Source organism: Paraburkholderia sp. BR13444, from assembly GCF_040948755.1.
GTDB lineage: Bacteria > Pseudomonadota > Gammaproteobacteria > Burkholderiales > Burkholderiaceae > Paraburkholderia > Paraburkholderia youngii.
This window is the reverse complement of sequence record NZ_JBFPKM010000003.1, coordinates 554,329-568,926: the sequence shown is the minus strand read 5'-3', so window position 1 is coordinate 568,926 and position 14,598 is coordinate 554,329. Positions and strand designations below refer to the sequence as shown.

Sequence of the window (14,598 nt, the reverse complement as noted above, 5' to 3'; positions counted from 1 at the left end):
CGTCGAACCGCTCGGACCATTGACCGCTTTCGAGTAACGAACAGTCCTTCGTCGGGCTTTGGGCTGCCCGAACTGCATCTGGAAGTGGGCTGGACGACATCAATATTTCAGGCAGATCCCGATGAGTCGTCCGCGAATGACTCACTAACTGGCACAGCACTCCCTTTTTGTGTGAGAGGAAAGTTGAACATCAAATTACAAATCAGGAAAATTCGACCATAGCAGGCTTTTCAGCTAATAAACTTCCTTGCAGGGCAACGCCGGCCCTTATAAGGGCCGGCTCACTTCGCAGGATCAATTCAAACCGGAGTACTTCAGAGTCCAGGTGAACGTACGACTACTGCCCGCGTTGAGTGCGAAGGGGCGCGTCGTACACGCGAAATTCGAATGCAGTTGCCCAATCGGCGTTGTCGACAGCGGATTGGTGACCCCGCCCGCCATCTCGAAGTTAGACAGGACACAACTGTCAAAACCCGTAGTGTCATAGCTGGTCGCATTACTATTGGAGTAGCGAACCGAGTAACCATCGCTACCCGCTGTGGCGTGCTGGACATCTGCAAAAGACGTGAAGTCCGTCTCGACCGCGATGTTGCCGGTCAACGTTCCAGAATTCAGCGTATCGGCTCGCGTCAGTGTGCCTTGGCCAAACGTTAGGACCGTGTGGACCTGCAGGTCGATATCCGTGGCATAGGTTGCATTCTTAACGGCCTGCCGGAACTTGGTCGTGTCGAAAGAGACGACCACCTGGCCGTTGTTTTCCTGAACGTTCAGGTTCCTATAATACGTGACCGGAATGTAAGTTTTCCCGTTATAGGAAACTTGCGGAATCAGCAACGCATAACCCTGATCCGTTGTGCCATAAATCAAGTTGTCGGAGAACGGCGTCGGGTAATAGGGCGTGTACGAATTGTAGTCGGGTGCCTGGTTCAGGTTGAGATTGATGATGCGCTTGCCGTCGCGCACCGTGATGAGCGCTGCGCTGTATGGGTGAGCCGTATCCGTGGGCAGGTTGTACCAGGTGAGCGTGTAATGCGGCCTCGCATCCAGCCAGGCTTGCAGGTCGGAATCAGCCATGGGTGCATTGCCGCCAAAACCCAGTTTGTTCCACCAGGCATTCACATACATGTACTGGTGTAAAAGACTGAAATTCTCACCCATAACTCGAGGTTTGCCGCGATACGCATCAGTTCCGCGTCCTTTGACCCACATATTCACCGACGGCGTCGGCAGGGTCGGGTCGTACCAGAAAGTGTCAAAGCGGTAAGCCGCCTTATAGATGAACGAATAGGCGACCTGCATTTCCTGCGCGGTCAACACGCCTGCATTGGCCGCCGCGGTCAGGATTTCCATGAAGGCTGTATCGCCGTATGGGCCGATGGAGCGGCCATAATTGAAACCCTGCCCGTCTGCGTTGACCTGGGGAAGAATCAGATCGACTGACTTGCGCAGATAGGATTTCAATTCAGGTGTTAGATTGGCCTCATTGCCCATTTCGAACGTTCGCTCAACGACTTCTCCAATGAGCAGCGTGCTGTATCGATCGAAGCGTGCCTGATCAAAATAGGTCGTATGTGTATTCGAGGCCTCGTCGGAAAAACCGCCGGACGAGTCTCTTCTAATGTGATTCGTGAGTGTGTACAGCAGCGCGTCCCGCGCGCCCATCGATGCCACAGCCGGGTCGGTGGCGGAAAAGAAAGTCGGATTGGTCCATCCAAGTTTCTGTCTCAGCCCCGCAATACCGTAAGAAACCGCATAGTAATTCTGTGCGGTATTAAGCGATGCAACGTCGATCGGCACACCTGCGGCGGGGCACGTATTTTTCGTGCCGCTTGCATCCGCGCCGAACATATCGCAGAAGGTCAGGCGATTCTGCAGCGTAGCGAGCATGGCGTCGCTGAAGACTTCGTTGAGCATACCGTGCGCCTTGAAATTATTGAGCGCAACGAGGTAGTAGTACTCGCCCCATGACGTATTTGCGTACGTGTAACTGGCGCCGCTCGTCTGCGCCATCATCGCGGTCGTTATCTTTTGATACGTCGCGAGGTAATCCGCGTATTTCGGATCCCCTTTCGCCTTCATATCGATCAATATGTACGACAGACCGAGCGCCAGTTTGCCAGGCAGGAATTTATCGCCCGTGTTGGTATCGAGCACGTGCACCGGGCTGCCGTCGCCCAAGTCCATGACCACTTGCGTGAAATCAGGTGCCTTCCTGATGAGGTCAAAAAGCGCTCTCATCTGTCCCATCATGGTGATGGGCACCCCTGCGCCTGAAGGGACGCTCGTATCCGTCGCTCCATAGACAATTCCATGAAGAGAAACTGTAGGTGCGGAAGAAACCGGATCTTTCACAGCGTCAATCCCGCCGCCTCCGCAGGCACTGACGAGAAGAAGCGTCAGTGCACTGAACGCAAAGATAACGGATGATTTTCGCGATGGACGCATTTTTGTCTCCTGATTGAAAGTGGATCGACGCCGAAATTAGCAATCTCACCAACGTATCTGGTTATTCATTCTCTTGGGTTTGCAATTGAGCACCAGTTCGACGGAAGTCAGAAAACCCTCGAAAATCCGCTCACGTCGTTTCACTCTGTTCGCGCCGACACATGAACGACCCATATTCCGCCCGCCGCGTCCCCTCGATCGCCATCGACGTCGCACCATCTCGGCTTGACTCAGGCTGCTGCGCACGCCAACGAAAACGTTTAACTAAGCATCAGGACAGGATGGTCACACCGTTGCCACCCAAAGCGCAAGACTAGGTAAACCACGGGGCTAGTAAAAGCGTCACAAACCTTCTATCTTAGAAAAACGTTTTCCTAACTGGACCTGCTCGTGACTAACTCCGCCCGCAGTGCCATGCGTCGCGGGCTCGGCGCTCGCCGACATCCATCACACATAGCGCGGCGCGACGAGCGACGCCGCGCAACGGAGACTTACATGCAAACTGCCGTCATCGGGCTCGCCCGCACCGCCAGCCGCTACCGCTGGGCGGTGTGCGCGCTGCTCTTCTTCGCGACCGTGATCAACTACATGGACCGTCAGATTCTCGGTCTGCTCGCGCCAGTGCTGCAGCACGACATCGGCTGGTCCCAGGTGCAGTACGGCCGCATCGTGATCGCCTTCTCAGCGTTCTACGCAGTCGGCCTCTTGTGCTTCGGCCGCATCGTCGACTGGCTGGGCACGCGCATTTCGTACGCGCTCGCCATGCTGATATGGAGCGTGGCTGCAGTCCTGCACGCGGCGGTCGGCTCGGTGACCGGCTTCGCCATGGTGCGTGCGCTGCTCGGCATCGGCGAGGGCGGCAACTTCCCGGCCGCCATCAAGACGACTGCCGAATGGTTCCCGCGCCGCGAGCGCGCGCTTGCGACCGGCATCTTCAACTCAGGCGCCAATATCGGCGCGGTGTTCGCGCCCGCCATCATTCCGCCGCTCGCGCTGGCGTTCGGCTGGCGCGCGGCGTTCGTGATCATCGGGGCGATGGGCATCGTCTGGCTGGCCGTATGGTTCGCGTTCTACCGATCCGCCGACCCGCGCTCCCTCGAGGAGGGGCAGGACGAAGTCGAGGTGCTCGATGCCGCCAACGTGAATGCCCGCGCGCCGGGCTGGGGTGTACTGATCAGAAAGCGCCAGACGTGGGCATTCCTGATCGGTAAGTTCCTGACCGATCCGGTGTGGTGGTTCTATCTGTTCTGGCTGCCGAAGTGGCTCAACGAGTCGCGCGGTATGGACATGCAGCACATCGGCTTGCCGCTCGTCTGCATCTATGCGATGACGACCCTCGGCAGCATCGGCGGCGGCTGGCTCTCTTCGGCGCTCCTGCGCTCAGGATGGAGCGTGAACGCCGCGCGCAAGACGGCGATGCTGATCTGCGCGTGCTGCGTGCTGCCGATCGCGTTCGTCTCACAAGTCGACAACCTCTGGGGCGCAGTCGCGATCGTCGGACTGGCGGCGGCAGCGCATCAGGGCTGGTCCGCGAACCTCTTCACCACGGCGTCCGATCTCTTCCCGAAGCGCGCGCTGGGCGCGGTGGTCGGCATCGGCGGGATGGCGGGTTCGATCGGCGCGGTGCTGTTTTCGGAAGTAATCGGGCAGGTCCTGCAACGCACCGGCCATTACTGGGTGTTGTTCGCGATCGGCGCACTTGCCTACCTCGTCGCCCTGGCCGTGATCCAGATGCTGACGCCGCGCATGACGCCCGCGAAGCTCGACGCGTGAAGGTGCGAGGCGTGTCAGCCGCAGGCCGCGGTCGATTCACGGACGATGAGCCTCGGCTCGAACGTCGAATGCCCGGCCGCCGCGTGGCCCGCGAGCGCGTCGATAAGCTTTTGCATCGCGAGCTCGCCCATCTTCTCGCTCTGGATGTCGACGGTGGTCAGCGCGGGCGCTGCGTACTCGCCGTACGGGACGTTGTCGACGCCGGTCACCGACAGCTCGTGCGGCACCCTGATGCCAAGCGACGCCGCCTCTTTCATGAAGCCGAGCGCGATCAGGTCGTTGTAGCAGATCACCGCCTGCGGCCTGCGCGGACCGAGCATCACGCGCGAGCACGCGTCCTCGCCTGCATGCGCGGTCGGCGCGTGAGCGTCGTACACGTCGAGCGTGAGGCCGGCTTCCTCGAGACACTCGCGCGCACCGCGAATGCGCTCGTCGTTGATGCGCGCCTGCCCGAAACCGAGGTAGGCGATATGACGATGCCCGAGGTTCAGCAGATGCCGCGCGAGCATGTAGGTTGCGAGCCGGTTGTCGATGCCGACGCTCGGGAGCGGCAGCGCATCGCTACGTCTCAACAGCACAAGCGGCTTGTCGAGATCGAGCAGCCACTGCGCCTCGTCGTCGGGTATCCGCGAGCTGACGATCAGGCCGTCGACGCGCTGCGCGAGCGCTTCGATCAGCGGACGCTCGCGCGCCTGGTTTTCGTCGGTGTCGACGAGCAGAAGCGTGTAGTCGTGGCGCAGCGCGACGCGGTTGGCGCCCTTCACGACATTCGTGAAGTGCGGATTGCTGATGTCAAGAATGGTCAGCCCGATGGTGCGTGAGCGGCCGGTGATCATCGATCGCGCGAGCGGATTCGAGCGGTAGCCGAGTTCCTCGATCGCCGCCTTCAGGCGCGCCTCAACCGGCGCGGAGAAGCGCTGCGCACCGTTCATGTACTTGGACACCGTGGCGACCGACACGCCAGCCGCAGCGGCGACGTCACGAATCGTTGGAAAGAGTTTTTTCATGCGGAAGGTAACGTTTTCCATTTTGTTAACAGATTGTCGCAGGAAACGCCGGCAGCGGGCAAATGCCACCGGATTAAACCGCCCAGCTGCTGGCGATGCGCTCGACAATTGGCGCTGCATATCGCCCGTCGTTTTGGAAAACGTTTTCCAAACTATCATTTTTTTCAGGAATTTTTCTTGATGAACCAAACAACCACAGCGTCGCTCAAGCCCTTCCGGCGTCTGCTTCTGACCGGCGCCGCCGGCAACCTGGGCCGCCAGTTGCGCGGCGCGCTCGCCAACTGGGCCGATGTCGTGCGCGTGAGCGACATCGCGAAGCTCAGCGAACCCGCGCCACATGAGGAAACGACCATCGTCGATCTGGCGGACCGGCGGGCGGTGATGCAGCTCGTCGAGGGCGTCGATGCGATCGTGCATCTCGGCGGCATCTCCATCGACGCCCCGTTCGAGGATCTGCTCGAAGCGAACATTGCCGGCACATACAACGTGTATGAGGCCGCGCGCAAGCACGGCGTCAAGCGCGTCGTGTTCGCGAGCTCCAATCATGTGATCGGCTTTCATCCGGTCACCGAAGTGCTCGACACCGACGCGCCGCAGCGCCCGGACAGCCTCTACGGCGTGACGAAGTGCTTCGGCGAGGCGCTTTCGCGGTATTACTACGATCGTTTCGGCATCGAGACGGTGTGCCTGCGAATCGGCTCGTCATTCGAAGAGCCGAAGAATCCACGCATGCTCGTCACGTATCTGAGCTATCGCGACTTCATCGAACTGGTGCGGTGTTCGCTGTTCACGAACCGCGTCGGGCACGTGGTCGTGTACGGCGCGTCGAACAATCCGGTCAAGTGGTGGGACAATACGAAAGCCAGCTTCCTCGGCTTCAACCCGCGCGACAGCTCTGCGCAGTTTGCAGAACGTTTCCCCGCGACTGCACCGGGCGACTCGCACGACGACCCCGCGCAACGCTTCCAGGGCGGCCCATTCGTGCTCGGCGAGCCGATGGAGGCGAAGCGGTGAAGCAGCGCTCGCACCTACTTGACAGGCTTGATACAGGAAGCGGGTTACCGCGCGTAAAGGACGCCAGCATGGATTCATCAGTTCGGCCGCAACTCGCCCTGCCCTCCTCTTGAGATGACGACCCATTTGACGGCCAAGGCAGGCAATATGCACGTGACTTGCAGTAGCTTGTGACGGTAGTGGAGTCGCAGGCAGGCAAGATCGTGCCTCCCCAACTCGCGATAAACAGCATACAACTTCAAACCGTCGTCGAGTTTGCACAAGCCGTGGGCCCACAGTCGGCACTTCGATTGCGGCCGCGGCGACGACATGATTACAAGGACGCGTCGACCGCAAGGCGCAGATGAAGCTCGGGAATTGACGCGAGAACAACGGAAGAGTCCTATCGGTGGCTGATTCATTCAGGCCCTCGCGCTGACGGCGGGGCAGTCCGGTCAAGAAGGTGCGAGTGACCCTGCTGTTCAAATGTCGCTCTTCGGTCTGAAGTCTGACGGGAAGCCGACGCTCGCCGGTCATACCGGAATGGCTCAGTTTGGCCGCACAGAGCCCGACGGCGACCGGTTCAGGACGACCTGTTGCGGACTTTGGGACCTTCCGAAAGCAGCCGTCCATGCCACGGTCACGCTACGTCACGACGGGGCGAGGTCAACGAAACAATCGAAACTGAATCTTGCGAATCTCAGCGCTGCAATCGTCAACGACGTCGGTGCTACATCTGATTTTGACGTCGGCATGCATGCAGTATCTCGTTGACCGCGAACGCTCCTCTCACGGTTTGCACATTTTGCAGAACACACAAGTGATACGCCCTTTCGCGCGGCAGAAGCATTGCGCCATTTCGGTAAAGCGCGTCGCACGAGTTGCTAATCTCGCGAGCCGCAAAGCTGCTCTGACTATTTGCCAACGAATGCAGAATGCATTGATCGTAGTCTGAATTATCACCACCGTATGCCAAGGCCGAGAGCGGGGTAGCGAGCGTGATCGAGAGAAAGAGATAAGCGAGTTTGAGCATGCTTGTAGCCGAGGTCCGGAGGTATCACAGGGTGCAGCCACCGATTGTCGACGATTCAGGCCCCAATGTCGAACGTCTCAGACTGGCCGAACGCGGCGGTCCATGATCAGGCGTCCGAATGCTCGAACACTGTTGCCGATTGTAGTGGCCGGCTCCGCCCATGTAAGGTCTCAATTCCCGACCCATGTCTTCCTATTAAACCCTGCATATCCCGGTGTTCGAGGAGCGATTCCGGTCGGTAACGGACCGCAGGGCCGGCCTGGTTTCCCTTGCGAAAGCATTGCGGCTCTATCAGCCGGAACGGCCCAAGCTCGGTAGTACTTCCATTTGGCTCGGCAATGAGTTCCCTTTGTACGAGGTCGTCGCGGACGGCGCAGCGTATCGCTGTTATTGCGGGAGACGTGGCCGGGCAGCGGAAAGTTCGAAGCGATATGTGTAGCTGCAGCCGGTTATTCAACCGATCGGGCCGTCCTCGCACCGGGACTCGACGCGATTCCGAATGTGCCAATGGCCTTGGTGCGAGAAATCGCCTATGTGACCGGCAATCCGTAAGCGTGGAGTGATGGTCGCTCACCCGCTTACGAAGAAAACAGGAAATAGCCAACAAAAAATACGGATTTCCTTACGCATTTTCCACGCCGCGCTCGGTGCTTTTTGGCGATACGGCAATTAAGATCGCTGTCGACGCAAGAAGGGATGCATTGCGTCGGAAGAGGCTGCCGAAGGCATCATGACCGAACGGAAAACAAAATGAAGATGAAACGAGGAATTCACCGAGTGTTCTGGGCCACCGTTGCGGTGTTGCCCCTGGTTTCGTGCAGCGGCGGAGGATCGTCCGGCACGGCTGGCAGCGCGCCGCATGCGTCCACGCAGACCGTTGCTGCCGCGGCGGTTCCGGCCACGAGCTGGACCAGCGTCAAGTGGGGCGGCGGCGGCTATGTCACCGGCCTGATCTACCATCCGACCAACGCAAGCCTGCTGTACGCACGCACCGACGTCGGCGGCGCCTACCGCTGGGACACGACGACCTCGTCGTGGATCCCGCTCACCGACGGCCTGGGTTTTGGCGCCGGCGAAGGCCGGTACCACGGCGTGGAGAGCATCGCCCTCGACCCGAACAACGACCAACTGGTCTACATGATGACCGGCGATACCGTGGGTCAGGATGCCCACGGCCGCATTTACATTTCCAGCGACCGCGGCAACACCTGGACGCACTACGACCTGCCGTTCGCGGTGGGTGGCAACGATAACGCCCGGGGCTACGGCGAACGTCTGGCGGTCGACCCACAGAATCCGTCGACGTTGATGTTCGGCTCGCGCAAGGCCGGTATCTGGAAGAGCACGGACTCGGGCCATACGTGGAGCCAGGTTACGGGCTTCTCGAGCACCACGGTGACCGGCGGAGGGACCCCGATCGGCGTCGAACAAATCATCTTCGATACCCCATTCAAGGGGACTGGGCAGCCGACGTGGATCATCTGGGCCACCGTCGCCTCCGACTATGCCCAGGCGGCAGGCTTGACGTCGACGCTGTACCGGTCCACCAATGGCGGCGCCACGTGGGCGCCGGTCGCGGTCCCGTCCAACGTGACCAATTACGACATCCCGCACGTCGTGAAGACGTTTGACGGCACCTTCTACATGACGTTCCGCCCGACAGCTCCTCAGGTTCAGGGCGGCAGTGGCCCCAGTTATCTCTACAAGTTCGGCGCCAGCAACAACAGCACCTGGACCCAGCTCTTGAGCTCCACCAGCATGGGGATGGCCGGCCTGTCCGTCTACGGCGCCGGTTCGATCGCCCGCATTGCGGTGGGCATGACAGGCTGGAGCGACACCAGCATGCAAATTCAAATGTCCGATGATGGCGGCACCAGCTGGCGCGAAGTCGAGGCCAACATGCCGCATACGTCCGACACCTGCCGCGGCTGGATCGAGAACGTCACGATCGACCCGGCCAACCGCGACCACATCATGCACGTCCACGGCGGCGGCATCTGCGAAACCACGAACGCCTCCTCGACCACGCCGGGCTGGAGCCCCAAGGTCAACAACCTGGAAGAGACCGCCACACTGTTCGCCGTCGCGCCTCCGGCCGGCGCGCAGTACAAGCTGATTAACGCCGCGGGCGACATCGGCGCGTGGGTGATCACGGACCTCGCGACGCGGCCGACGCGGGCTCCGATGCCCGGATGGAGCAGCGGCAACGCGGCCGACATGGCGTGGGCCGATCCGTCCTACATTGCCGTCACCGGCGTCGACAATGCCAACGGTTCCGCCGTCAAGGGCTTCTGGTCCGGCGACTCCGGCAATAGCTGGTCGCAGTTCCCGTCGATGCCTACCGGCGGCTCGGCCAGCTCGAGCCAGGTGCAAAGCCTGGCAGTCACGTCCCGCAACAACCTGGTCTGGGCGCCGCAAGACTCGGTGCCCTCGTACACCACGAACAATGGCGCGAGCTGGACGCAAACCAACCTGCCGGCGTTTACCGCCACCTGGAATGGCTTCTTCCGCGCTTATCGCCTGGCCGTGGACCGCAACAACCCGAACAAGGTCTATGCCTTCGATTCGGGCGGCGCAAACTGGAACTGGCAGCCTGGCAAGGTCTACGTCTCGACCGACGCCGGCCACACGTTCACGCTGAGCCAGGGCTCGGTGAACGCGAACATGGCCTGGAATGCCTGGGGCGATACGTCGATGGCGGTGAACCCGAACGCCGAGGGCGACATCTGGGTGGCCGACGGCAATGCCGTGTACCACTCGCTGGACTCAGGCGCGACCTGGACCAAGCTCACCGCCTTTGCAACCGCCAACGGCACGCTCGGGGCCACCAATATCACGCTGGGCAAGGCGCAAACCGGCTCGCCATACTCGGCCGCGGTCTATGTGGAAGGCACGATCAACGGCCAGTGGGGCATCTTCCGCTCCGACGATGGCGGCGCAACGTGGTCGCGCTTCAACGACGACGCGCACCAGTTCGGCGGCAACGCCGTGGTGGTGGGCGACTGGAATACTTATGGCCGCATTTACGTCAATGGTGTCGCTCGCGGTCTAATCTTTAGCAACTGAGGTTGATCGACCTATCTCCGTCCGGTTGCGGCTTGCAATCGGAAGGGGGAGAGCATAGGCGATCTGGTTGCTGCCGTAACCCGAAAGTTGGTCGTCAACTTTCGGGTTTTTTCATCCGTGAGTCTGACCTTCCTGTCGAGATTCCCTCAACTACTCGGTAGGCGCCCGAGCAGCACCGTAGTGCAGGTTGTTGACGACGGAGATTCGCGACGCTATCGGATGGGCTCGACGCGAGCAGTTGGCGACAGCGACGGCGCCACGTTCCATGGAAGCAACTCGTCGACGCGGTTGACCGGATGGTCAGCGATGTGTTCGAGCACGTAGGCGAGATACGCCTCGGGATCGAGGCCGTTCAGGCGTGCCGTGCCGATCAGGCTGTACATCGCGGCGGCACGTTCACCGCCACAGTCTGCGCCGGCGAACAAGTAGTTGCGCCTGCCCAACGCGACGCCGCGCAGCGCCCGCTCGGCGATCAGGTTGTCGATCTCCGCACGCCCATCGCTGCGGTAGTAGACGAGCGCCGGCCAGCGATTCAGCGCGTACCTTATCGCCTTGTCTTCGTGCGACCGTTGCCTGGCGCCAGCACCGGCAGCGGCGTATCGTCCCCGTGAACCTTGCCCCCGGCCAGCGCGTACTGGCGCACGGCGTCGACCAGCGGTGCAAGCAGACTCGCGATGCTGCCCATCCAGTAGGCCATGGTGCCGGGTTCGATCTCGACGCCGTCGCGCGCATACATGACATCCTCGGGAAGGCGCAAAACGCTGGGATATTGACATGCATCCGCGATGCCGACTGCTATTCTTCAGACACAGCGACTGATGCATTTCCGGTCGACTCTGCGGGTCGTCGGCAGCCATTCCGCACGCAGCGGAAGGGGGGCTGTATGTCGCATTCGAAACTACCCTGGCCCTCGCGACGCGCACTGCGTCGACAGCACTGGCGCGGCCGCATCTGGCTTGCCGTCGGCATTTCGCTGACTGGACTGTCCCTGACACCCGTTGCGTTCGCGGCGGGCCGCCTTCCGCAAGGCGGCACATATACTGCCGGTACGGGCACGATAGCTAACCAGGGCAACGCTCTTTTGATCACGCAACCGGGTTCGACGCGCGGCGTGATCGACTGGAGCAGTTTCTCGATCGGCAGGCACAACAGCGTGACGTTCGACAACGGCACCGGCGCGACCCTGAACCGGGTAACGGGTGGCTCGCCCTCGGCCATTTTTGGCAGGCTCAGCGCAACGGGCAGCCTCTATGTGATCAATCCGCAGGGCATCGTCGTGGGTCCGTCGGGTGTGGTCAGCACCGGTGGCCGCTTCGTCGCGTCCACCCTCGATGTCTGCAACAGTGCATTCATGAGCGGCAGCAGCGCGCTTACGCTCTCGGGCGGCTCCGATGCAAGCGTGGTCAACCTGGGCAGCATCAGTTCGAGCGGCGGCGATGTGTTGCTGATTGCGCGACACGCAGTCATCAACGCCGGCACCGTGGCAGCGCCCAACGGCACGGCGGAACTGGCTGTCGGCGAGACCGTGTTGCTGCAGGACTCGGCCAGCAGCAGGCAGGTGTTCGTGCAGACGGGCAGTCAGGGCACCGTGGTCAACAAGGGGCTCATCAACGCCGCGCAGGTCAACCTGCAGGCCGCCGATGGCAACGTATATGCGCTTGCAGGTGGCGGCACGCGCATCCGTGCGACGGGCACGGCAAGCCGCGACGGCCATGTATGGCTGGTCGCCGACAGCGGCCGCGTCGAGCAGCTCGGCAAGATCGCCGCAGGCAACGCGGACGGCAGCGGCGGAACGGTCGATACACAAGCGGCACAACTGACGTTCGGCAGGCACACAGTGGTCGATGCAGGGCAATGGAATCTCCTGACACCCGCTTTCACGATCGATGATGCCGCCGCGCACGCGTTGCGCCGGAGCCTGAACGACGGCACCTCGGTCAACGTCACCACGACAGGCGCGAAAGGCGTAACGGGCGACCTGGGCGTTGCTTCGAGTCTGAACTGGAGCGGTCCGGCTTCGCTCACGCTCGCCGCATACCACGACGTCTCGGTGGCGACGGGTACGACCATCGCGAACAACGGTGCAGGCAATCTGACGTTGCGCGCCGACGCATCGGGCATCGACAACGGCGGCAGCGTGGGTAACAGCGGCATTATCGACTGGTCGAAAAGTACCGGCAACGTCAGTGCGCTTTACGACATGAACGGCACCTACACCTCTGGCACATTGGTCGGCAATGCATCCTGGACGGCCCCGGCTTACAGCGGCCTGGTCACGCAGATAACGGCTTACAAACTTGTCAATTCGGTAGCGGACTTTCAGGCCGTCGACAACGACTTGGCCGGCAACTACGCACTCGGCAAAGATATCGAAGCGAACAACGCTGCGTTCACCACGCTGGGCACGACGCCGATCGCGATCAGTACGTCGTTCACCGGTCAATTCGACGGCATGTGGCATACCGTTTCGGATTTCTCGCCGAGTTTCGACGCTATTTTTGGCGATGTCGGGCAAGGCGGCGTCGTGCGCGACCTGAAAGTTAATGGGCACCCGCTCGCCAACGACACAGGGTTTTACGATGGAATCGGCCTCCTGGCTATTAATAACCACGGCACTGTAATCAATACATTCACCTCTGGCGCGAACAGCTGTAATTGCTTCTACGCCCTCCTGTCAGGGATCGTTGGGACGAACTACGGGCTGATCGCGCGCTCGGGAAGCAGTGTTACCGTTCGAACCGGCGGCGCAGCGGCTGGACTCGTCAGCACGAACTATGGGACGATCGACGAGTCGTACGCGACCGGCTCCGTCACAGGCTTTTTGACGCACGGGGGTGGTGGCGGACTGATCGCGGAGAACTACAACTACGCCAGCTCCAGCTACGGCGTCGTGACGCAATCTTTTGCGACAGGGCGCGTTATCAGCGGCAACGGACTGTCGGTTGGCGGAATCTGCGCAGGCTGCGGTGGTCTTGGCCTCGACGTTTACTGGGACGTCCAGACCACGGGGCAACCGTCGAGCGGCGGCAATCTACCTGCATCCAACGGGCTCACCACAGCACAGATGAGCGACCCAGCGAGCTTCGTCGGCTGGGATTTCGGGCCGAACGGCGCGTGGGTCGTGCCGCCGGGCGCTACGCATCCAGTTCTGCGGTGGCAAGTGGAACACTAAGCTGGCGCGATGCTGGTGGAACTGTCCATTGCACTGACGACTGGAGCGGGTCAACTTGTGCATTAGCATGAAATCCGTGCCCGAGGCGCCGACGTTGGCCGGGCGTGAGACTCAGTGCGGCCACTTTCCGCCGCTCGCCTGGGCCATGCAGAGGTCACTCGAACGGCCGGTCCACTCCGAAACCCGCCCGATGCGGGACGCGCGCTTGTCCTGTCGGCCATTGCTGTCATTGAGGTGATCTGCGGCCAAGGGCCGCTATGGGTTCCAACAACTGCCGCTCGTGGAACGCAGGAAGCTGTCATTCCAACTGGCGATTATCGGGCAACGCCGGGCGCGAATCCCGCTGATGGGACGGGGTCAACGTTCAAGCGCAACACGGTACGTATGCAGCTAGCTGAGAAGGTTGCCGGCGAAGTGGCACAGCAAATGACTGGCGCCTCAGCGCTCGGAGCAGGCAAGCGCGGGGCGCTCAGTAATGAATTGTCAGCGGCTCCGGATAGTGTTGCGTGAGCGAATAGGAGCTTTCGGGAGACCAGGCTTCCAACGTCTCGGGACCCGGCGAGCATCGGCCGCTTATAAGGAATGACATTAACGTCGTCGGCACTGAGTTGGTGTCGCCCGCAATGTATACGGTCGCATCGCTTCCTTGCCTGGCGATCTGAGACGGCCGTACTTGCGAGGTCGCCGCAGGGCTCGGTGTAATAAGCGGGCTTCCACTGCAGTCCGATGTCGGATATCCCGAGATGCCGCCCGCCCATTGAAACTGGGACGCAGAATGCTGACTACCGTTATTGACGCTCACCCGTTGAATCGGAGCAAAAATCACCACACCGTTCACATTAAGAACAGTGCCAAGAGGTTCATAGCTAACCAGCGGCCCCACCACCTTGCCTTGGCTGTCAAAGACCTTCAGGGTGGGTTGCCCACCCCGTTCGCCTCTTTCCCTGCCGTCTGAGCCGCTTCCATCGAAGCCATAAGACAAGGTCGTCAAGCCCAAGGCGAAAATAGCAGCCATCAGTACTTTGCGCACTTTGAACCTCCATAGAAACTGGCACTAAGCGTGGGATTTCAGCGTGACCGGAGTCTGGGTCATGTCGCTTAACGGGCCG

Annotated in this window: 8 protein-coding genes and 1 pseudogene; 4 read left to right on the top strand and 5 right to left on the bottom strand. The window is 60.9% G+C overall.

What is annotated here, in order from left to right; genetic code table 11:
- Positions 1-294: 294 nt before the first annotated feature.
- Positions 295-2,445 carry a hypothetical protein gene (locus AB3X95_RS11605; RefSeq protein WP_368621384.1) on the bottom strand — a complete coding sequence of 717 codons (2,151 nt, stop codon included), beginning with the start codon at positions 2,443-2,445 and terminating at the stop codon, positions 295-297.
- 495 nt (positions 2,446-2,940) lie between these two features.
- Here AB3X95_RS11605 and AB3X95_RS11600 point away from each other — a divergent pair, with 495 nt between their 5' ends.
- A complete protein-coding gene (locus tag AB3X95_RS11600) occupies positions 2,941-4,218 on the top strand; it encodes an MFS transporter (protein WP_368621383.1) in 1,278 nt (425 codons plus the stop codon).
- A 14-nt stretch (positions 4,219-4,232) separates the two neighbouring features.
- On the opposite strand, the gene AB3X95_RS11595 is transcribed toward AB3X95_RS11600, so the two are convergent.
- On the bottom strand, positions 4,233-5,246 hold the full coding sequence (locus AB3X95_RS11595; RefSeq protein ID WP_368621382.1) for a LacI family DNA-binding transcriptional regulator: 1,014 nt from the start codon (positions 5,244-5,246) through the stop codon (positions 4,233-4,235).
- A gap of 159 nt (positions 5,247-5,405) precedes the next feature.
- Here AB3X95_RS11595 and AB3X95_RS11590 point away from each other — a divergent pair, with 159 nt between their 5' ends.
- Positions 5,406-6,239 (top strand): NAD-dependent epimerase/dehydratase family protein, encoded by an 834-nt coding sequence (locus tag AB3X95_RS11590; RefSeq protein WP_368621381.1) that lies wholly within the window; start codon positions 5,406-5,408, stop codon positions 6,237-6,239.
- 709 nt (positions 6,240-6,948) lie between these two features.
- On the opposite strand, the gene AB3X95_RS11585 is transcribed toward AB3X95_RS11590, so the two are convergent.
- Complete coding sequence (locus AB3X95_RS11585; RefSeq protein ID WP_303246658.1) at positions 6,949-7,251, bottom strand: VF_A0006 family four-cysteine protein; 303 nt, start codon at positions 7,249-7,251, stop codon at positions 6,949-6,951.
- Positions 7,252-8,001: 750 nt separating this feature from the next.
- Here AB3X95_RS11585 and AB3X95_RS11580 point away from each other — a divergent pair.
- Complete coding sequence (locus AB3X95_RS11580; RefSeq protein WP_368621380.1) at positions 8,002-10,317, top strand: dockerin; 2,316 nt, start codon at positions 8,002-8,004, stop codon at positions 10,315-10,317.
- A 212-nt stretch (positions 10,318-10,529) separates the two neighbouring features.
- On the opposite strand, the pseudogene AB3X95_RS11575 reads toward AB3X95_RS11580, so the two are convergent.
- A pseudogene (locus AB3X95_RS11575) lies at positions 10,530-11,062 on the bottom strand (transposase); the annotation flags it as partial.
- 138 nt (positions 11,063-11,200) lie between these two features.
- On the opposite strand from AB3X95_RS11575, the gene AB3X95_RS11570 reads away from it, so the two are divergent.
- On the top strand, positions 11,201-13,489 hold the full coding sequence (locus AB3X95_RS11570; protein WP_368621379.1) for a filamentous hemagglutinin N-terminal domain-containing protein: 2,289 nt from the start codon (positions 11,201-11,203) through the stop codon (positions 13,487-13,489).
- A 469-nt stretch (positions 13,490-13,958) separates the two neighbouring features.
- On the opposite strand, the gene AB3X95_RS11565 is transcribed toward AB3X95_RS11570, so the two are convergent.
- Positions 13,959-14,519, bottom strand: coding sequence for a hypothetical protein (locus AB3X95_RS11565; RefSeq protein ID WP_368621378.1), 561 nt, complete (start codon positions 14,517-14,519; stop codon positions 13,959-13,961).
- Between the last annotated feature and the right edge of the window lie 79 nt (positions 14,520-14,598).

Excerpts from the sequence above, each read along its gene's own strand:
- AB3X95_RS11605 (WP_368621384.1), bottom strand. The coding sequence starts at position 2,445 with ATGCGTCCATCGCGAAAATCATCCGTTATCTTTGCGTTCAGTGCACTG.
- AB3X95_RS11585 (WP_303246658.1), bottom strand. The coding sequence starts at position 7,251 with ATGCTCAAACTCGCTTATCTCTTTCTCTCGATCACGCTCGCTACCCCG.
- AB3X95_RS11600 (WP_368621383.1), top strand. The coding sequence starts at position 2,941 with ATGCAAACTGCCGTCATCGGGCTCGCCCGCACCGCCAGCCGCTACCGC.
- AB3X95_RS11590 (WP_368621381.1), top strand. The coding sequence starts at position 5,406 with ATGAACCAAACAACCACAGCGTCGCTCAAGCCCTTCCGGCGTCTGCTT.
- AB3X95_RS11570 (WP_368621379.1), top strand. The coding sequence starts at position 11,201 with ATGTCGCATTCGAAACTACCCTGGCCCTCGCGACGCGCACTGCGTCGA.
- AB3X95_RS11595 (WP_368621382.1), bottom strand. The coding sequence starts at position 5,246 with ATGGAAAACGTTACCTTCCGCATGAAAAAACTCTTTCCAACGATTCGT.
- AB3X95_RS11580 (WP_368621380.1), top strand. The coding sequence starts at position 8,002 with ATGAAGATGAAACGAGGAATTCACCGAGTGTTCTGGGCCACCGTTGCG.